Annotated in this window: 13 protein-coding genes and 1 pseudogene; 1 reads left to right on the plus strand and 13 read right to left on the minus strand. The window is 43.3% G+C overall.

From position 1 onward, the window contains the following. Positions 1 to 267, plus strand: a pseudogene (locus DS742_RS29010) (Abi family protein); the annotation flags it as partial. 140 nt (positions 268 to 407) lie between these two features. Here DS742_RS29010 and DS742_RS22700 read toward each other — a convergent pair. From DS742_RS22700 to DS742_RS22755, 13 genes are all read right to left on the minus strand, one after another. Then, entirely contained in the window at positions 408 to 1,877 is a 1,470-nt protein-coding gene (locus DS742_RS22700) for a relaxase/mobilization nuclease domain-containing protein (protein WP_117419241.1), read from the minus strand. Positions 1,878 to 1,924: 47 nt separating this feature from the next. Continuing rightward, a complete protein-coding gene (locus tag DS742_RS22705) occupies positions 1,925 to 2,269 on the minus strand; it encodes a plasmid mobilization protein (RefSeq protein ID WP_170313551.1) in 345 nt (114 codons plus the stop codon). Positions 2,270 to 2,274: 5 nt separating this feature from the next. Beyond that, the gene (locus tag DS742_RS29015; RefSeq protein ID WP_170313552.1) at positions 2,275 to 2,415 is read right to left on the minus strand and encodes a hypothetical protein; all 141 of its coding nucleotides are present in this window, start codon (positions 2,413 to 2,415) and stop codon (positions 2,275 to 2,277) included. Between the two features lie 214 nt (positions 2,416 to 2,629). Continuing rightward, positions 2,630 to 3,049: a hypothetical protein gene (locus tag DS742_RS22710; RefSeq protein WP_117419243.1), complete on the minus strand. Its 420-nt coding sequence runs from the start codon at positions 3,047 to 3,049 to the stop codon at positions 2,630 to 2,632. Positions 3,050 to 3,052: 3 nt separating this feature from the next. Next, a complete protein-coding gene (locus DS742_RS22715) occupies positions 3,053 to 3,982 on the minus strand; it encodes a ParM/StbA family protein (RefSeq protein ID WP_117419244.1) in 930 nt (309 codons plus the stop codon). 256 nt (positions 3,983 to 4,238) lie between these two features. Then, entirely contained in the window at positions 4,239 to 11,741 is a 7,503-nt protein-coding gene (locus DS742_RS22720; RefSeq protein WP_117419245.1) for a beta strand repeat-containing protein, read from the minus strand. A 113-nt stretch (positions 11,742 to 11,854) separates the two neighbouring features. Further along, complete coding sequence (locus DS742_RS22725; protein WP_117419246.1) at positions 11,855 to 14,269, minus strand: winged helix-turn-helix domain-containing protein; 2,415 nt, start codon at positions 14,267 to 14,269, stop codon at positions 11,855 to 11,857. Positions 14,270 to 14,626: 357 nt separating this feature from the next. Then, the gene (gene rlmD / locus DS742_RS22730; protein ID WP_117419247.1) at positions 14,627 to 16,267 is read right to left on the minus strand and encodes a 23S rRNA (uracil(1939)-C(5))-methyltransferase RlmD; all 1,641 of its coding nucleotides are present in this window, start codon (positions 16,265 to 16,267) and stop codon (positions 14,627 to 14,629) included. 130 nt (positions 16,268 to 16,397) lie between these two features. After that, positions 16,398 to 18,077 (minus strand): DEAD/DEAH box helicase, encoded by a 1,680-nt coding sequence (locus DS742_RS22735; RefSeq protein WP_117419248.1) that lies wholly within the window; start codon positions 18,075 to 18,077, stop codon positions 16,398 to 16,400. Positions 18,078 to 18,293: 216 nt separating this feature from the next. Beyond that, a complete protein-coding gene (locus tag DS742_RS22740) occupies positions 18,294 to 19,223 on the minus strand; it encodes a magnesium transporter CorA family protein (RefSeq protein WP_117419249.1) in 930 nt (309 codons plus the stop codon). A gap of 171 nt (positions 19,224 to 19,394) precedes the next feature. Then, on the minus strand, positions 19,395 to 19,991 hold the full coding sequence (locus tag DS742_RS22745; protein WP_117419250.1) for a cytidylate kinase-like family protein: 597 nt from the start codon (positions 19,989 to 19,991) through the stop codon (positions 19,395 to 19,397). Between the two features lie 15 nt (positions 19,992 to 20,006). Then, entirely contained in the window at positions 20,007 to 20,669 is a 663-nt protein-coding gene (locus DS742_RS22750; protein ID WP_117419251.1) for an amino acid ABC transporter permease, read from the minus strand. After that, a complete protein-coding gene (locus DS742_RS22755) occupies positions 20,663 to 21,397 on the minus strand; it encodes an amino acid ABC transporter permease (protein ID WP_117419252.1) in 735 nt (244 codons plus the stop codon). The genes DS742_RS22750 and DS742_RS22755 overlap by 7 nt, the downstream gene beginning before the upstream one ends. Positions 21,398 to 21,423: the final 26 nt, after the last annotated feature.

The raw sequence follows: 21,423 nt of genomic DNA on the forward strand, positions 1-21,423 counted from the left end.
GAAAACATACCCAACATGCCACTTCACAGCAAATTAGGTCTTTCAATAAAAAATGAGCATTATACCTGTGGAACCAGCGACCTCTTTGCTGTAGTTGTGTCACTTCGTTATCTGCTTGATAATAATGAATTCAAAGTTTTCAAACAGCAATTAAAGCGTATCGTTAAAGATGTTTTTGATGATTGTCCACATTTAAGCCATGAGTTACTATATAAAGAAATGGGCTTTCCACAGAACTGGCACTCTATCACACGATATAAAATATAATTCAAATTACAAATCTCAAAATAAGTTGCATAATTCAAATTACTTTGCTAGATTATACTTAAGAATTGCCGTGGTCGTCTTCGGACAACACCTTGAAGAAGCCCGATGCGTCGAGCTTCTTTTTTTGTAAATTAAATTTTCTAACGCCCCCTTGTCCGAATCTCACGATTTACATTCTGTGCATTATATTTAACCCACAGTCCATTATAGTAATCATCAAAGGAATCAATCATTTCTTCTATATCCATTTCAGGGTGTAGCTTTTTATAATCTGCAAATTCTTCTCTCCAATCTCTTGGTCTTGAAACTTCCTCCATTTCTTTCACTGCATCCTTTTCTACCTCGATTGCTGTTTTTGCATAATCTTCTGTAATATAGGAATCGTAGTGTTCCACTGGCTCACTATAGTTTGATTGTTTAACATTAATTTCACTAGAAGATTCAATGAATGAACTAACGGTATCCAACGTAGCATTTTCCTGTATTGAGTGTTCCTTCATCACAACTTCTTGTGAATCTTTGGATTTTATTGCATCTGGCAGGACATCTATAATTCGCTGATATGTCTCATCTTCTCTCTTAACATATTGATCCACTGTTTTCATTAGATTTTGCACAGAGTCAAATAATTCTTTTTCCTGCTTCTTCTTTATGGCAATCCTTTTCGCTTTTTCTTCTTCCACATGTCTTTGTATGATAGAATCTAACTCAGCTTTTTTCTTAGATTCCGTCTCTAGTCGTTCCTGAAATAACTTTGGTCTGCGTTCTTCTAATGCTGGTTTTGTATAATCATCACCAAGACGTTTCCCACGAATTGCTTGTTTTGCATCAGCCAGCTTAAAAGAAATGGTCTGATTAGTAATTCGTGTCGTAACTTCATATTTCTCATAGAGTACTTCTGCCAAATGCTCCATGGAAATTGCATAAGGAAGAGCTGCATCAACATAGATTCGTAATTTATCTTTATCTGTTATGAAGTCAGGATCTTTCTCTAACCCTCTTTTTTGTACCCAATAATCCTCACGTATCTTAGAATGAAATAAATCCACCTGATTCAGTCCACGCTTTTTACACTCATCCATGACCCACTGTTTTCCTGACCGAAGCATGGCATTGGTGCATTTATGCTTACAGCCCTGATTATATTCACAAGCTTTTTCATGCCATTTCTGTTTGACAGCAGGATACTTGCGAACAGAATTTGCCACTACATGAGCATGGATATTGCCACTACCATTGTGCCCATCTGGATGAACTACGATAATTACCTGATGTCCTTCCAGAAACTTTTCTGCATATTTCTTTGCTAATTCCATGGCTTCCATTGCCGTAATATCATCTTTCGGATCAAAACTTAGAATATAATCATGACTTTTGATATCCGCTGTTCCCTTATTCTTATGATAAAGATTATTGGTTTCCATACATTCTGCGGCAAAGGAATCAAAATCACAATTTATGGCTTCTTTTAGAATACCTTTTCTAGCTATCATTCTGCCTTGCTCATCCAATAATGGTTTTCCTGTTTTGGCATCATGTTCAAAACACAGATATTGCTCTGCGCCAGAATATATCTTACTTTTATTTGCGATATGCTTTAGTATTGCCATCTGTGAAACCTCCTCCCTGGTCTAGTTTATTTAGAAGAATTGCAGCACTAGGCTGCAATCTTCTTCTCCATCAGCATCTTGAAGCGGATAATCAGATCATCCAGATCCCTCTGATAATTCTCCAGCCACCGAATGACGGTATACTGATCGCCACCACCATTTAAGTGCTTTGCAATCTGATTGATGTTATTGCCATACCATCCAAACTGACCACAAAGTTCCTTGTACTCTTTAAAAATCTCAGGCGAAATTACCGTTACCTTCTTTGATAATGCCTGTCTTCTTAAATAGTCTGACATGGAAAGTCCCGCTTTTTCCGCCTTTCTTCTTATCAGTTCCTTTTCTTCTGGAGTTGCCCTGAAATGCAAATCTTCTGTTCTGTCGTTCTTCAAATCTCTCACCTTCTTTCATCAATAATTTCTCCAAATACAATCATCAGAAATATTCCATTTACTAAAAGTGCCGGAAACGGCACATGGATTTTCGCCGTCGCAAGCTCCTCCCTCCGGTCTACGCTCTCTCCCCTAAGGTCGTTCACGAATAACTCGCTCCGCTCGTGAATATGCTCCGGATACGTCGCAAATAGTAGAGCAAGTTTCGCCCTGTGTACACACAACGGGCAAAACTTGTTGGGGTTCTAGCGACCCCAAGCCCCAGCTATTACGTCTGACAAGTAGGCGACATTTTTCTCACTTCGTTCGAATATTGTCGCCACTATGTCCGACTTAGCATATCTCCGATAGAAGCTATATCTACTCAAACATCTTCATAAAATCACATATATCATCTGGTAATACTTCAGATGATTCAGGCGGCTTCATTCCCATATTTTCCTTTGACTTAGAAGAGATATCAGAATCAGTAAGGGCTACCCTAATTGCAGAGGTTTTCAAATCAACGATTGCAGTATTAATAATATCTTGAACCAGTTCACTTACTTGATGAGCTGACATTCTGGCACATTCCTGTAATTCCACCTTGCGCTCATCGGAAATGCCATTTCCCTGTTTCTCTCGGTAAAGATTAGCAATTGCCGCTCGATACAAATCAGATTCATTGCGATATTTCCCTGATTTCATAAGTTCTTGAAACATTTGATAAATTTCCATATGTTCGGAATTATCCTCATTCAATCGAAAACTGGCTCGGTATCCATCTTTAACTTTCTGCATACATTAACTCCGATTCAACTGGGATTTTGCTAGTAATTCATATCCTCTGGCATTTAGTCTGACATCTTCCAGATAAGATACATTCGTTCGGTCTGGTGCGAATCGTCTCATAATGGTAGCTCCTCCACCCACATAGATAATGTTAGAATAATCAATATCAAATCCATATTCATTGAGCTGGCCTTCTGTTTTATAAGCAAATTCCCTCAACTGCCGTTCAATAATTGCTTTTACATCAAAAGGCAAAATCACTTCCTTTTCCAGAATAAAATCCTGCAAAATATCTTCTGGAATTCTCTTGCCTGTCTTTGCGTATATTGCACTGTTCATACTCTGAAATAATGTGATAATGGAATGTGAAATCGTTACACTCTGCTCAACATTAATTCTCTTGTTATCAATACAGACAATATCCTTTGTCCAAGAACCAATATCAGCAACGACATACCTCCCTTCCATATTTGAAATGCGGTCTGCAATTGCCGCAAAACACTGGGGATAACAGATGACCTTTTGGATAACAATCGTAAATTCCTGTCCTTCAAATTCGAATGCAATAAGTCCTGATCTTGTCAGGTAATCAACCAGATTTCCCTGCTCCTCCCCAAATCGTTTGAATGGAACTCCTACACCTAACACTACTTTTGCAAACTTCTCAATCCCTCTTGTTTTCAGTTCTTTTGCAATTGCAGCCAGTGTAAGGATAAAATAGTTATCATTTTCTGTTTTGTCCTCATTTACTGTCATTCGGCTACCACCAATCACATAATAGTTACCATTGTAGTAAAGGCTGTTTTCTAAAACTGGTGGTTTCCCACTTGTCTTCGTTACTCCATTACTCATTATGTGATGATAAGTCTTAATCAGGCTAAAACCATGATCGATACCGATGACTACCGGCTGATATTTTCCTACGTTACTTGTTTCGTACATATGCTGTACCTTCCTTTCTGCCCTCTGGTCAATTTGTTTTACAAATAAAAGAATACAAAAAAATCACCTAACCCACATTGACTGTGAATTGAGTGAAAATTGAAAAAAGACCGAAGAGCATCTCACTTGTCAAGAATAAGCGAGAAGTTGCATAACAAGAAAGGCTACGTAACATGGTTTTGCTACGTAACCTCTCTCATTCTTATTTCTTATACTTTTTTTTCAAACTTTTTGTATTTCCTTTTCCTACTTTCTTTTATACTTCGTTTTCTTCCTTGTTGTCTTTTTTTCTTCTCATGTAAATGGTTGTTCCACCAATCACTACGACAACTATGATGCCAAGAAGAATCCAGAATACCATCATATTTCCTGACGTTTCCTCTGTTACCTGTACTTCAGTTGAATCTGCTTTTGTGCTATCCTCCGTTTGGTTTTCTGTCTCTGTGAGAGAATCTACTGCACTCTCATCCATCGCCACATTACTTAACACAATGGTATAGGCTGAAGCATGAACAAACGTTAAGGTTGCTTTTCCATCTTCTTCCACCTGTGTAGATTCCATATACTCCAGCTTGCCTGTTTCTTCATTGTAATAGAATAGATTCGCAAACTTTCCTACTTCTCCTTTTTCAAATGCAATGGTAAGTGTAGCTTTGAATCCAAATGCCCCATTATGAGCTAATTCTATCTGAACACTTCTGTTCTCTCCTCGAATTCTGTTTACCACATCTTCTGGAATCACACTGGTTTTCTTTGTTACACCAAGATCGATATCAAGCAACGCATCCTCTGATACATCCATTCCATTTATGGTCCAGGTGATACCATCTCCCATATCAAGTACCAGATTAAGATTTTTACCTTGAAGTGTAGCGATAACATTGGCAGGAATTGTGGTTCCTCCATTCATTTCTACCATAATCCTACCAGGTTCCTGACTCTCCTGATCAGAGATTTCTTTGATCTCTGTCATAATTGCTTCCCAACCACTTTTCTCTTCATCTCCTGCAAGATAAGGCTTATTTTCATCATTTTGGCTACTTTTCACAGTTTTCTGGCTGGTTTCACCTTGTGTAGTGCCAGTTGTGTTTTGATTTGCTCCAGTGCCAATTACAGTACTTTCTCCTACGTTTGATTGGTTAGCGTTTGTGGTATCCTTATTGCTGTTCGTATTGTTAGTCGTAGATCCCCCATTGGAGTTACCACTATCTCCACTGCTTTTTTTACTATAATTTGCCGTAACGGTAACTGCCTTATCCGGCATGGTAAAGGTTGTTGTACTTGTTGTGCTGTTTGCAAAGGTTACGCCATCACTACTGCTCCAGCCGGAGAAAGTATAGCCACCTCGGCTGTCTGCCGTAATGGTTACGGTCTGACCCTCGCTGTAGCTGCCGCTGCCGGTTCCGTTTGTCACAGTCACGGTATAGGTCGCATTGACCACGGTCAGCTTACCATTTGTATAGGTGACTGCATAGCTATCAGCATTGGCAAGGGTTCCACCGCTGATTGTGATGTCATATTCGCCAATGGTATTCGTATCCGTCGCTGTGGTAGATAAGGTCGGACTGGTAAAGGTATCACTGCCCACAAGCCCTGTTGCGATATACGTAAGCGTTGGCATTGCCGCACCCTTGATAATGTTCAACTGGTCATTTGCCTTAATGGTTAGCGCCTTTTTGCCCACAGTCAGTGATACCGATGCCGTCGCTTCATTGTAGGTACTGTCTGCCGCCTTGGTAGCGGTGATGGTCACGGTACCAGCCTTGTGAATCGTTGCTGTGGTACCGGCAATGCTGACGATAGTCGGGTCAGAGCTTTCAAAGGTCACAGCTCCGCCACCGTTTCCGCCTGTTGCAGAAAGGGTAAATGTCCCATCGCCATAGGTCTTTGTACCGATACTTTCCATGCTAAGTGCCGCTTGATTCTGTTTATTGGTGTCAAAGCTAAGCTCTGTACTGGTAGCAGTGTTATAGTTTCCGCTACCGTTGTAAACAGCCTTAACCTTGTAGATCTGACTGGCAAGCCCAGTCCATGTGTAAGTTGCCTTGCCGCCCGTGATTGTGACAGCGGTCGCTCCTACAATATCTTCATCACTGCCGCTTGTACTGTTGACAAATTTCACAGCACCAGTAGGGTTTTCGCCATCGCCTGCACCAGTCACGGTTGCGGTCAGTGTTGCTTTACGGCTTCCCGCATCATCGGAAACAACTGCATTTACTGTCACAGCAGGAGTTGCCTTGCTGACGGTAATGGCAACCGTATGAGTGGTACCCGTAATAGCGTCATAGTTTGCAGTTGTATTGGCGTTCGGCGTAAAGGTAACCTCATAGCCGCTGTTTGAAACAGTCGGAACCGCATTGCTGTTTGTCCATGCAAAGGTTCCATATTCGGTACTACTAAAGCTTAAAGCACTTGCAGACAGCTTTTGTCCGTAAGTAATGCCGCTTGCCGTCGGGTAGGTAATGCTCGGTGCCGGTGCTTTTGCAATCGTGAAGGTACGGCTTACGCTTCCGGTATAGTTGCCTTTTGCGGTAATGGTTACCGTTGCCGTTGCCGTTCCGGCATTTGTGTTGTTGCTGTAGCTGTATTCAAAATCCGATGTAGTAATGGCCGCCAAACTGTCAGTCACCATAACGGTTGGCGTTTTCGCCGTTCCGTCATAGGTATATGTGCCGGAAACCTCTCCGATTGATACGCCCTCCGCCGTCAGACTTTTCGGCTGCACGGTCGGAACGATATTTCTCGTCACCGTGGCATATTGCACTGCATCGTTTGGTGTAAAGACTACATCATAGGTCGCCGCTGTTCCTACAGATGGTATATCCGTACTGGAAACGCTCCAGCTTCCGGCTACACCATTGGTGCTGGACACCTGAGATACCGCCATGTCCTTCACCTGCTGTCCGTAGGTTCCTGTTATGGTCGGATTCTCAGCGAAAACCGGCTGTGTCGTTGTGGTCGTAAAACTTGTGCTCACCACACTGCCGTTATTTTGTGCACTGTCTGTGCCCACAGCATACATGTAATAGGTGGTATTCGCTGTCAAACCAGAAAGTGCAACTTCAAGATTTGTGTCCGCCTGACCATCTGTCACGCTTACCGTATTCTTTTCTGTGGAATCTAAAATATTCTGCGCGGTGATACCACTTTGCTCGGTAGTTTTGATAACATAGCTGATGATTCCTGTTTCGTCCATTTTTACTTTTGCTGCCCCTGATACATCTCCAAGATCAGAACCCGTAGGCGCCGTCAAAGTAACCGTAGGTGCTGTCTTGTCAATGACGATTCCGTCTGTGCAGATATAGGCGCTTTTGTTGCCTGCATGGTCTACCGCATACGCATAGATAATGTATTTGTTCTCATCGGTAATGGAAAAGCTGCTGCCTTCTGTAAATGAAAGACCATTCAGTTCCTCGGCTGTTTTAACTGTCGTACTGCCAGTATCAATATAGTAATAATACTTATCCACGCCGGAGCCGCTGTCTGTTGCCGAAATGCTGACATCTTTATTTTCCTTAAAGAAATGCCCGAAGGTGATATTATTCAAGAATCCCTTCCAGTTGTTGTCGCTGATGGTGATACCATCCGTATCCGCAGAAAATGCCGGTGCGGTTTTGTCAATGCTTACCGAAACGCTCTTTCCGTCTGTGATATAGCCGGTGCCATTTTCTTTGAAATAGAGCGTCTTGCTGACTTCACCCTCTCCGCTTAACAGATAGGATTCTGCAAAGGTTCCGTCCGCGCTGTCGCCGACGGTATAGCCGTCTGCGGAAATCTGCACATCCCCGGTATACCAGTCCGCCTTTGTGGTGCTGCCGTTATAGGCAACTGTTACAGTGCCGTCATAGGAACCGATGGTTACGGATTTCGTATTTGAGCTTGATTTGAAATAATCATTTTCTGGAATGCTCACCGCAAGGATATAGCTACCCGGCAGAGTTGGCGGAGTGTCCAGCTTGGTGCTTGTCTGGTCATACCATGTAAAAACCACATTGCTATAGGACGCGCCTATGATGCTCAAATCCGATACTGTTGGGTTGGATACAGGGCTTCCAGTGTAGTAATAGTTCCCTGTATAGGACGAATCAAACGCAACAGACGTATCCGCTTTTTGAACATCCTTCGAAATTTCTTCACTTATTATCTCGTTTTCCTCGCCCAATACATAATTTTTGTCAGTATCGCTCCCTTCTGGAAAAACAGCGATTGCATAAAACGGATAGGTTCCGGGGCTTACGTTAATAAAATTTGTTTGCGATATGAAATATGAGCCTTTCTCCGTGTTATATTCCATCACATAGCCTACAGGATTGCCCCCATTGACACAGTAAACCGATACAATCGAAGCATTCGTAAGCGCTGCTCCGTCTACACCCGTAATACGCACCGTATAGGTGACGGCGCTTCCATACACGATTTCATCATCTGCTCCCGCGCCTTTTATCTCAAGAGTGATACTCGCTGTGGCTTTTTTAATGTTAAATGTTCCGCCTTTTGTTCCGGTGTAATTGCCTTGCCCGGTGATGGTAACGCTTGCGGTGCCGGCATCGGTGTTATCCATGTAATCAAGAATATAATCCGTGCCCAAAGCTAAAGTGTGTCCGTCCAGCGTAAGGGTAACAGCCGGTGTTTTAGCTGTTTTGTCATAGGTATAGCCGCCTTCGGGAATATCCAATGCCAGAGTACTGGCGGAAATGTCTTTCTGTTCCACCGTAAAAGTCGCGCTTTGGCTGTTCAGGATATAGCCGTCGCAGGTGACTACGCAGTAAAAGCTGTGGGTGCCTGCGTCAAGACCAGTTGGCAGCGTCTGTGTGGCAGTTGTTCCCAAAGCCGTGTCGCTGGTTTCATCGCCGCTCTTTACGCGATACCATTGGTACGAAATACTGCTGCCCTCCGGCGCGGCGGAGGTTTTGGCCGCCGTGACGCTCATGGTAGCGCTGGTATATCCGTAGGTCGCGGATGTGGCCTGCGGCTGGGCGGTGATTTGAACCGGTAGCGGCTGGACAGTGATAGGCTTGGACAGAAAATAGTTTGCCAAGTCATTATAAGAATAGCCGTTTCTGCCCAGATTGTTCACCCAGGTATTATCCGACTTGTTCTTAAAACCATAGCCGCTTGCCAGCAGACTGCCCACTGGAAAGTTGTCTATGGTGATGTAGCAATATTCCCCGCCGGAAAGGGCAACGCTTTTGCAGCTTTCAAAATACACACTCATCGTGCCAAAGTAGCCACCTGAAATATCCACGTTGGCTTGTTGGAAATATGCTGCTCTGCCGACTGGATCGCTGCTTTCAAATCTGCCACCCCGAATCGTAACGGAACCGGCATCACCGGTATTTACAAATAGTACCGCTGTCGGAGTGCCACCCCCTGTTTGATAGCTGGTATTTTTATAGGTACCGCTTTCAACAGTTAATATAGCATCGCTTACACATATCGTTATGGAAGTGGCCCTTGTCATCACACCGCCGCCGGCACTGTCTTTCAGCGTGACATTACTTCCATATTTCAACCATAGCCCGCCGGTACAGGCCCATGTTTTGCCGTTTAAATCAATGGTAAATGTGCCGGTGCTGACCTCCACCTGGCTTGCCGTCGTGGCGTCGGCAAGCAGCTTGACGGTACTGTTCGGTTTGCTTTTTGCCGCAGTGATGGCTGTTTCCAGCGTAGGATAACTCAATGTGATGCCGTTTGACGCTGTTACTGTGTAATTGCCTTCGGCAGATGCAACATAAAGTGTGGCATTATCCGAATTTACCGTATAGCCATCGCAAGTGACGGCGCAGTAATAAGTATAATTCCCCTCTAGAAGACCAGGTTCAACCGTATAGCTTGCACTTGTTGCACTGTCAATGGCTGTACTATCCTTATACCACTGGTACGAAATTGCTTCGCCGGAATCCGCAGGCACCGTTTCCGCCGTCACAGCGAACGTCGGCGCCTCGCTATAACCTGGCGCGACAACAGTATCCTCTGGCTGGGCGGTGATTTTTACCGGTGCGGGTGTTACGGTGACATTAGAAATTGTATATCCGCTCGTGTCGGTCACTACCGAGCCGTCACTGTTGTTTCTGTAAACATAACCTGTTCCCAGTGCATCTCCTACATTGTCATATGAATAGTTGATGCCAGTATAGTTTCCTCCTTCAAATACAACAGAAGCATAACCATTCATCAAATATATGGAGTAGCTTCCGTCCGTGGTAAAGCTACCACCCCCGGCACTATCCTTAAATGTGATGGCAACCTGACTGCCGGCGCTTCCTTGCACTTTCAAAGCCATGCCGTAAACATATGTGCAATTCCATGTTTTTCCATTTAAATCAATGGTAAATGTTCCCGAACTGACAGTAAAAAAGCTTTCAGTCTGCACATCTTTCAATAGCGTCACCGTACTACCGCTCATGCTCTGTGCGGCAGTAATCGCTTCCTCTATGGTGTCATAGTAGGCGAGCGTTCCATCTGCTGCCTTGATTTCCGCTTCTACATTCTCTTTGATTTCATCGGTGAGCTGTGCCACGGTGTAGACCGAGAAATGCTCTGCTGTCGCTTCCACAGATTCTGTCTCTTGATTCACAGTGGTGTCCAAGCCCTTTGCTTCGCTTAAAGAATCATCCATGTGAAAGACCTTCAGCTCCTGCGTGGGTGCGGTGTCCTCTGTCACCATAGGCAACTGCGCAAAGGAGACCTTTACCTCGCCCTTGCTGGTGTCTGGCTGAAGCTCGTTGCCCTCCGCGTCCGTAATAGTGATGTCAAAGGAAATCAATTCCTCTACTGTTTTTGCTTCCTCTTCTGTTCCTACTTCTTCCTTAACCGCTTCTTCTATTTTTCCCTGCTCATTGTCATCTACAATCTTCCTGACATTTAATAACGCACCCTCCGGGAATACGCCTGCATCCGCCTTGACCATAATCTCAATGCCATCAATTGTTTTACTTTCCTGAAACGTCCCATTATTTTCTTCTTTTTCTATTATTTCTACTTTAATCTGTGGAAGACTTACGCCTTCTGCAACAGAATATCCCTCAGGTAGAACCGGCTCATAAATATATACTGCACCTGCACTGGTGGAATCGAAGGTATCGGATGCACTCGCTGTGGCATTGATTTTCCATGTAATATTCTCTAGCGTAATATCCTCAATGACTTCCTTTGTTTTCGTTTCTGCTTCTGTCGTATCCTGTATCACGGTTTCCACGCTTTGAGAAGTTGGCGCAGCATAATTGTCACTGCTTTCAACGGTAACCGTTTCAACCGTTTCCTTTTGATCTGATTCATTGTTTTGAACTTCGTTTTCCAGCGTACTGTCATCTGCATTTTCTGCAGATGTTTCTTCTGGACTGACAGTAGTTGTACTTTCTTGTGTATTTGTTTCTGTACTTTCTTCTGCCATTTTCACAGTTGTTTCATCTGCAGCAACTTCAGGAACACCTTGCGTGTTATCCTCAACGCTTTCAACAACTGCATCTACATTTTCCTGTACGAATGACTTTACGGTCACGTTCAGTATATCCGGCAGATTGATATCCTCTTCATTTACTCCTTCTGCTATTTGCTGGTTGCAAATGTCTTCCGGTAACTCTGCAAAGGCGGTCACTATTTTTGCATCACTCTCTGTCTGCGCATTTACATTGACTAATCCACTATAATCAATTACAGAAGTCACCATCAGAACTGACAGTGCCACCGCCATCACCCGTTTCCATTTACTTCGAATGGAATGGTTGCACTTTTTCTCTGTTTCTTTTCTTTTTTCCATAAATTCCTCCGTTTTCTATCCCTTTTATTTTGCAAAGGCCTGTTTTTTATTGTCTATGAATGAAAATAATTTTTGCTATTATCAAATAATCTCTGGCAAAGAACGCTGTATGATCAGATCAGCTTCCTCTTTCTTGCCTCCATGACTGCGGCTGTTTTACTATTAACACCTAGTTTCTTAAAGTTTTGTTTGTTATGATATTTAACATTTTCTATTTTAAGTCCAAGCTCTCCTGCAATTTCAGTAGTCGATAATCCTTCCGCCTGAAGCTTTAAGATTTTAATTGCATTTTCACTAAAGACGGCTTCTTCTGCTGCCTGCTTTAAATATCCCGGGTAGGCAAGTGCTATCTTTTCTGTCTCTGCCAGTACTGTCTGGACGTATTTGGAATTTTTTCCATTCCAATTCATTTCCTTCAACATGCGGTTCACTGCGGCACCTTCTCTGGAAATGAGTCTTACAAAGTGATAGTCTTCTGCCTGGTTTACTGTCTTTTGTAAGGTTCCCATCCATTTCTCATTTCCCATCCGATACTGGGTAATGGCAAGTAACAGATTTGCTTCCATGAAAATATAAGTCCTATGCATCATCTCGGCATAATACTGGATACGTTGCAAAAGAGTAATCGCCTTTTCAAATTTTCCCATTAACAGATAAACTCGTACTTTAGTCAGATACCGAAAACGCTCCATGGTTGAAAATTCTAGTTCTTCACTTGGTGCCTGCTCCATCCACTCCACTGCCTCAGCCGTCTTTCCCTGATAAAGTCCAATCCTGATTTGCATAGCCATTAAATTAGATAAGAGTTTTGGTGAAGCTTCCTGCTCTGCCTTTTTCTGAAAATGAAGCAATAACTCTTTGGCATCCTCTGCATGGTCATTTAAAATATGAAGCCATGCTAAAATACCTGCTGCCACAAAGCATTGCTCAATTTTCCCACCTGCCTGCGCCTGCATCATCCCTTTGTTAGTCAGATTGGCAATTTCGTAGCTGTCCTCTCCTTTTTCCAAAAAGCTTTCTGCAAGTGCCAGATTCACCAAACCTTTTCCATATTTCCCAAGGGTAAATTCTATGATTTTTCCGATGCTGTTTGCCAGTTCCTTATCCCTCTTGCTCCATTCACAAAAATCCTTACCACCGTTCATCTGGGATGGCAGGTTGCTAGTAACAGAGAATTCTGGAAGACTGATATTCCGATTCATCAAAAGTGAACCAGCATTTTTCAAAATATCAATTAAGCTACTACTTCCACGATGTGGCAAGCCAATATCCAAATAGACAAGCTGACCTTTTGCAGCTTTTTTCGCACTTCCACTGATACGTTCTTCCAACGTCTTTAATTCCTCGTACCAGCGTTCACTTTCTTCTATATTTAATAACATGGACTGAAGCATACTCATACCTGCCATCAGCTCCACACTTTCCCTGATTTTCTCTTCTGGAAGGGAAAGATAATATTGTCTTAATTCATAATAATGACCGCTTGCTGGATTCTTTCTTGCATTGGAGATTAAAAGCCCTGCGATTCTCTCTGTATCATGACAGGCTTCGTACATCTTCAGGGCATTTGGTGTATCGCTCTCTAATTCGTAGTAAAGACCTGCGTTATAATAAAGTCGTTCCCATTTTTCTTTTGGATAGGTACGAAGAAGCCGTCTTCGCATGGAATGTCTCATGGCAAGCCTGATTTCATAGATTCTCTTTCCTGCAATTGCTTCCCTAAACTGTAAAAAATTTCCCAGCTGTTCTGCTATAGCTATCATTCTCTCCACATCTGTTCTGCCTGTAATCATTTCTGCCAGATGTTTATCAAATTCCTCTACGATACAAATCTGCATCAAAAATTCCTGAATTTCTACTTCCCACTGGTCATAGACATGACTGTCAAGATAATCCCAAAAGTCATTTCTCATACGCTCAATGTAGCTAGAATCAAATGGCCTTCCAGATGCAAGCTCCATTGCAACTAATCTAATAATGATTCCAATTCCCTTTGTTAGTCCTATGATTTTTTTATAATCTTCTTCGGTTAATGTCAGCCCCCAAAGTGACATATACTGTATCACTTCGGCATCAGAAAGCACTAACTCCTCTTCCTCTATGACCGTAAACACTTTCCGGTAATAGACAGAAAGTAGCCAGGATGGCATTCTACTTCTTCCAGATAGGATCAGCCAGACATCAGGTCTTCTAGCCAGTATTTCTATCTTTTTAATGATTTGTTCACGAAGTTCATCTGTACGAAGCTGATGCAGATCATCAATTACCACAATCAACGGTTTATCATGAAGTGCAATATCCAGGTCTTCTGCATTCAGTTGCTCTGCGGAATAATAGTAATACTGCTTTTTCCCTAAATAATCACGGATAAACGCGGTTTTCCCACATCCCGAAATCCCATAGAGATACACTGTCTGCAATAATGTCTGTGCTGCCTTCATTTTCTTATTTGCTATTTTGGGACGTATGTAGAACTCCTCATCGATTGGAAATTCGGCATCTACATACTTTTCTTTCTTCTCTTCCATTTTTAGCTCCCTCTATAAAATAATCCCCACTAATACATGTGTCTTCTACCTGTATCAGAGGGGCTCGTATATTTCACATAAAGTCCATTCGTAAAAACAGTTTCATCTCATAATCTGTCATCTACATACTCCTTTTACAAGACAATGCAATAATTTCATACATTATTCTGGCTAATAATACAAATTTATAAAAATTTTACCATACGAATTCTTAAAAAGCCACTCCGTAAAAGGGTAGTTTGGGGTGTTTTGGGAAAGTAATTTTAATAGTTCTTTTTTATTTTTCTAGAATTTTACAAAATAAAAGCCAAACCCATTTTGATTGGTTCAGCTTTTATCTTTTATCTGTAATCTATTTTATATCATCCCAAAGTGCTCCAACGCATCCACTATCGCCTTTTCCTTCTCTTCTGGGCAATTCGGTTGCTTCGCATCTTCAGACTTCGCCAGATTATAATTCTCCCCAACCTCTAATCCACATTTCCTTTTCACCTGTGAAATATACAGATTAGAAACTTTCAATCCATGCTCCTTTAGCACGTAATCCTTAATCTCAGCATACGTCGCTTTCGTCTCTGCACTTGTTGCATCTAGCTCATCTAAATCCAAATCAACCTTAATTCGATCATTCGGTTTTTGTTGGGACAAAAGAACAACCGTCTCAACATGCGTAGTCCACGGAAACATATCACACCCTCTCACCTTAACAAGCTCATACCCTCTCTCCGCCAGGTACTTCAAATCCCTTGCTAAAGTCGCAGAATCACAGCTGACATACACCACCCGCTCCGGTCCCATTTTCACAATGGTCTCCAGGCATTTCTCATCACACCCTTTCCTTGGCGGGTCCACAACGATCACATCAGCATAAACCTGATTCTTTTCATACTGTTCCGGCAGTACCTCCTCTGCCTTTCCCACGAAAAACTCTGCGTTCTCAATGCCGTTCAGCCTTGCGTTTTCCCTTGCATCATCAATTGCCTGGGGAACGATCTCCACTCCATAGACCTTCTTCGCCTTCTGAGCAAGAAACAGGGATATGGTTCCGATACCGCAATACAGATCCCAGACAGTTTCTCCGCCGGTAAGTCCCGCATACTCCAAAGCAGTTCCGTATAACTTCTCGGTCTGCACCGGATTGACCTGATAAAAAGAAAGAGGGGAAATACGGTATTGTACGGAACCAATATAATCCGTAATGTATCCTGGGCCATAAAGGTTCTCCACCTTGTTTCCAAGAATCACATTTGTCTGTTCCCTATTCACATTCAGGGATATACTCGTCATTCCAGGGATTTCAAGCAGACTTTTTACCAGCTCCTCGCTGTGCGGCAGCTGATTGCCATTAATTACCTGACACACCATCAGCTCTCCTGTCTGAAACCCTTTCCGGATCAGCGTATGACGAATCAGGCCCTTATGAGTGCTCTCCTCATAAGGAGCCAGATGATACCGCTCCATGTGGGCCTTAATCCGCCTCAACACCTCCTGGTTCTCCTCAACCCCCAACAGACAGTCCTCGCACCCGATAATCGCATGGGTCCTTCCTGCATAAAATCCTGCGACAGGTCTTCCTTCCTTATCCAGCCCCCATGGGAACTGGGCTTTATTCCGATATCTCCATGGCTCGTCCATTCCCATAATGGGAAGCATGGGAACTTCCGTAAAACCGCCGATACGGGTAATGTTGCCATAAATTTTACGTTCCTTATAACGAAGCTGTTCTTCATAGCTCATGGCCTGCAGCTGACAGCCTCCGCACTGCCTCGCTACCGGACACCGGGGAGTGATTCTGCCTTCTGACGGCTTGATGATCCGCTCTAAGTGTGCAAAACCGTAGGATTTTTTCACCTTCATTGCTTTTGCTTCCACCTGATCCCCGATTACCGTATCCTTTATAAACCAGGTGAAGCCATCGGTTTTTCCGATTCCTTCTCCGGTTTCACTAAGATCCTCAATCAACACCTGGATCCTGTCATTTTTCTTCCACTCTGCCATTTGGTCCTCCAATTGACTCCTCATTTAAACTAATTGTATCCTGTTTTCTTTCCGGAAGCAAGAAAAAAACAGGAGCTAAACAAATCCGGTAAGACAGGCCGTCTTCCTTCGTTGTTCAGCTCCCGAAAATTTATCTGCCTTTTCCGTTGGCTTTTTCCATATGGATATTTTTACCTTTGATTTTTACGTCCTTCATGGCAGTTAACACGGCATCAGCACTTTCTCTTGGAACTTCTACAAATGTATATTTGTCATACATGTCGATGCTTCCAACCATCTTGCCGGGCATACCGGATTCTCCGGCAATGGCACCAAGAATATCTCCTGGTTTTACGTTCTGGTTCTTGCCGATGTTAATGAATAAGCGGGCCATGTCTTCTCTGGAAGAAGAATCATATCTTCCGCTGTTTCCTCCGCGGCCATTGCCTCTTCCTCTGCCTCTGCTGCCGTTTCCGCCTCCGAAGCCTTCCAGCTCATCAAGGGAACGGGGTTCTCTGGTATCGATGATGTCTTCGTTCTCTTCACCCATCATCATACGTAAGAGGGCTGCTGCCAGATCAAGAGAGGTGTAATCCTCTTCCAACAGCTTCTTCTCAATGATGTTAACCGTTTTGCTGAGATCTGTATCACCGATGGTAGCTGCTACGCCTTCCAGAATCTTGTCTACCTTAATGGCAGTTACATCGTTCAGTGATGGAATTGCCTGAGGTACAATCTTGGTCTTGCAGTAGCGCTGAATGTCACGAAGTTTGTATACTTCCTTGCCTACCACGAAGCTGAATGCGATTCCTTCACGGCCGGCGCGGCCTGTACGGCCGATACGATGTACATAGTACTCGTCATCCTGGGGAAGGTCATAGTTAAATACCGCTTCTACGTCATCTACGTCGATTCCACGGGCTGCCACATCAGTTGCCACAAGAATCTCTGTCTTACCGTTACGGAAGCTGTTCATAACACGGTCACGCTGGATCTGCTTTAAATCTCCGTGAAGACCTTCTGCAAAATATCCTCTGCCCTGGAGTGCCTGTACCAGCTCATCTACCTGCTTTTTGGTGTTGCAGAAAACTACGGAAAGCTTCGGTGCATACATATCTAAAAGACGGCACATTACTTCCACTTTACTCTTCGGCTTTACCTCATAGTAATACTGGGTCACTTTCGGCACAGTCAGTTCTTTCTTTACTACCTTTACATTTACCGGCTCCTTCTGGAACTTTCTTGCAATATCAAGAATTGCAGAAGGCATAGTGGCAGAAAACATAACTGTCTGCCGTTCTTCGGGAAGCTGACTCAATATGGTTTCCATATCCTCTAAAAATCCCATGTTCAGCATCTCATCTGCTTCATCCATAACTACCGTATGAACAAAGTCAAACTTAACCGTTTTCCGGCGCATATGGTCCATAACACGTCCCGGTGTACCGATGATGATCTGAGTACCGTCTTTTAAGGAACGGATCTGTTTCACAATGTCCTGGCCGCCATAGATCGGGACAACCTTCACACCATGCATATATTTAGCAAGCCTGCGGATCTCATCTGCCACCTGAATTGCAAGCTCTCTGGTAGGACAGAGGGCCACCGCCTGAAGCTTTTTTACCTTAGGGTCAATTTTCTGTAACAGGGGAATTCCAAAGGCTGCGGTCTTTCCCGTTCCTGTCTGGGCCTGACCAATGATATCTCTTCCTTCCAGCTGAACCGGAATTGCCTGGGTCTGGATCGGAGATGCCTCTTCAAATCCCATATCTGCTACTGCCCGCAGAATTCTTTCATCTAATTGTAATTCATCAAATCTTACTGTTTCCATAAATGATTAATTCCTTTCTCATTGCCAGCCGGGTTCTTATGTTGCCGACGGCCGCACAAACACACTATCGCAAACAAAACGAGAGGTATCAGGCACGTCTCAGACCTTCATCCTCTCGTTTCACACGAAAGTAAAGTATAGCAGAAATTTTTTTTCGTGTCAAGGGAATCACATTATTTTTCTATTGATTTAATTTAGAAGCAATTCTTGTGAATGTTATTTTTTTAACCACCCTTTTCTGGTGAAATACCATATTTCAAGAGTAATCAGTAGTATGCTTATGAGGATACAAAGCGGATATCCGTAAGTCCAGCTAAGCTCCGGCATATTTTTAAAATTCATGCCATACCAGCCTGCAATGAGAGACAGGGGAGCAAAAACAGCAGTCACCATGGTAAGAAAGGACAACGCATGATTCTGTTTCATTTCCATCCGAACCTGATACATCTCACGGATCTGCTGGGCATATTCCCGCAGTTCCCTTGCGTACTCCGAAAGCCTTGCCATTCTCCCTGTAAACAAGTGGAACAACGCCTGTTCTTCCTCCTTTAACAGCCCATTGTAATTCTCTGTTAAGGTCTGGCTCATGTTCATCAGCTGCCCGTAATAGGACGTAACCCTGGCAAGTTCCTTCCTGGCCTTTAGAATAATTCCCAGCACGTCTTCCTTTTCCCTTCTGCCGCTCATGATTCTGTCTTCCATTTCTGTTAAGTGTTCCTCATATTTCTGAAGATATTCAATCTCGTCTCTGACCTGGTATTCCAGAAGCTCAAACAGGAGATGAGCCGGGTAGGTTTTATCAAAGATCTGCGTCTTATCCATCTCCTTGAGCATTCTGTCAGCTTCCCCGCTGTCGTCAATCAGGATCAGACGGTTCTCACTCATATAATAACCAAAAACCAACGGGCGCTTTAAAGGATTTTTCTTCACAGGAATTACCAGCGTTCCTATTACACAGTCTTTTAACAAATCCGTCCTGCAATACTGTCCACGTTCCAGATTCCGGATCAGCAAATGATCCTCATAACGGGTATGATGTCTGCTTGTATATTCTTCCCTGCTTAGAATTTCAATCAGAATGTCATCCTCTGATACAGACTCTTCCGCCTTTACAGGAATCAGTCTTTTGTCTAATTTATATCTCACATCTGCTTCCTCCTAAAACCCCATACTTGGTCTTTTCCCAGACCTGCCTTTTTAAAGTTTAGTACCTGATATTCCTGTTGTCAATAGAACAGGCCCTTTTGGTAAAAGCTTCGGACTCCCATCCTGTTTTCACCAAAAAGGCCTATTTTAATAGGAAACTTCTGAATTCATTTATGCTTCAAATAACTGATGTACAATCTCTGCAATCAGTTTTGCAGTTCCGGTCACACCAAGTAAAGAGGAGTCAATCATCAGCTGCTTATGTTCCGGATCACCGGGTAAATAGCCCGCATATTTTTTGTGATATGCATTCCGGGCTTTATCCACAGAAAGAATCATTTTTTTTGCTTCAGCCTCGGTCATTCCAAGGGTCTCAACGCAGTTTTCCAGACGTTTTTCATAAGAAGCATAAATAAAAATATTAATGTTGTTCTTCTGTTTTTCCAGAAGAAAATCAGAGCATCTGCCAACCAGAATACAGCTTGATTTTTTTGCCAGATCCAGAATAATATCTTTCTGAACATCAAAGATAATATCCTGCATGTATTCCTCATCCGTTCCAAGAGGGAACATTCTTGGCAGAAAGCTGTGCCTGGACTTTTCCTCTTCGTTGCTCACCGTCGAGACCGGCAGATTCAGTTTATTTGCAACTTCCTCCACAATATCCCGGTCATAAAACTCCACCCCCAGAATCCTCGAAAGTTCCTTAGCAATGGAGCGTCCAAGGCTTCCGAATTCACGGGTAATGGTGATCGTAAACTTTTCCATAACAGATGTACCTCCCTAACCGGTTACAATTGTTTTCTGATAACCCCTGACTACACAGCTGAGCGTGAAGCAGATGGCAAAATAGCAAAGGGCCTCAAAAGCAAACAGCATCATCATTCCCCGGACATCGTAGATGCTGCCAAGGACTACGGCGCAGTTCCTCATAAATTCGGCTACGTCCACCATTTTTAAGAATGAGGTATCCTTGATAATGGTAATAACCTGGCTTAAAAGAGCCGGAATGACCTTTTTGTACGTCTGAGGCAGTACGATGTACCACAATGTCTGTAAAAAGCTAAAGCCCTGTGACTGGGCCCCTTCAAACTGCCCCTTTGGAATGGAGTTTAATCCGCCCCGGAAGATCTCCGCCATAACTGCAGAGGTGAATAAGGAAATGGCAAATACCGATACTCCCACTTTATTCCCTTTTACCGTAAAATAGATCCAGAGAATCCACAAAAGGTTGGGGGTACAGCGGAAGAATTCTGTATAGACTGCAACCAAAGTTCCGGCCCATCTCCATCTGCCGGAGGAATAGGTGCGGATCAGAGCCAGTATTGTACCGAAAAATATGCTGATTATGGTAGCCAGTACGGCGATCATTACCGTCATCTGCAAACCCTTCAGCATGAAAAGTACATTTGCCGGTGTAAATATCTGTTGAAATAATTCTAACATGCTGCCTCCTCGTCTGCCTGTATATCAAGCTTTTTTGCAACCGGCAGCCGCATGGAGCGGATCTCCAAATATCTTGCCAGTCTGGCTAACGGGAAACAGATAATAAAGTACATCACTGCACTGGTAAAATACGCCTGGGCAAAATACCCTCTGTCAGCGCCCCAGGAATCGGTAAAATACATCAGATCCATACCGGCAACCATGGCCAGGATGGAAGTATTCTTAACCAGATTTAAAGCCTGGTTGGCGAGAGGAGGCATAATAATCTTAACGGTCTGAGGCAGAATGATATGATACATGGTTTCCAGATAGCTAAAACCCTGGGATGCTGCTGCCTCGGACTGCCCCTTTGGTATGGCTTCAATTCCGGTTCTTATAACCTCGGAAATATAGGCACCGTGATAAATTCCTACACCGATTACCCCTAATACAAACTTGGGGATACGAAACCCCGAACTGGAAAATAACATGGGAAGAACCGAGTAATAACACATGACCTGCAAAGCCAGAGGCGTATTCTGTATAAATTCCACATAAATTCGTGAAATGATCTTGAGCAGCTTCCACTTTGAGGTGGAGAACATGCCGAATATCACTCCAAGGACCAGCGCAACCGCCAGTCCTGTCAGTGAAATTCGAAGCGTCATAAGAAATCCAGGGATATAATATTCGGGGAATGCCGCAAAAAGGGCACTCCATCGTTTTCCATCAAAAAGACCTTTAATCATGTCATTTTTCCTTTACTTAAAACAGC

This window comes from Lacrimispora amygdalina (assembly GCF_003432035.1).
Classification (GTDB): Bacteria; Bacillota; Clostridia; order Lachnospirales; family Lachnospiraceae; genus Lacrimispora; species Lacrimispora amygdalina.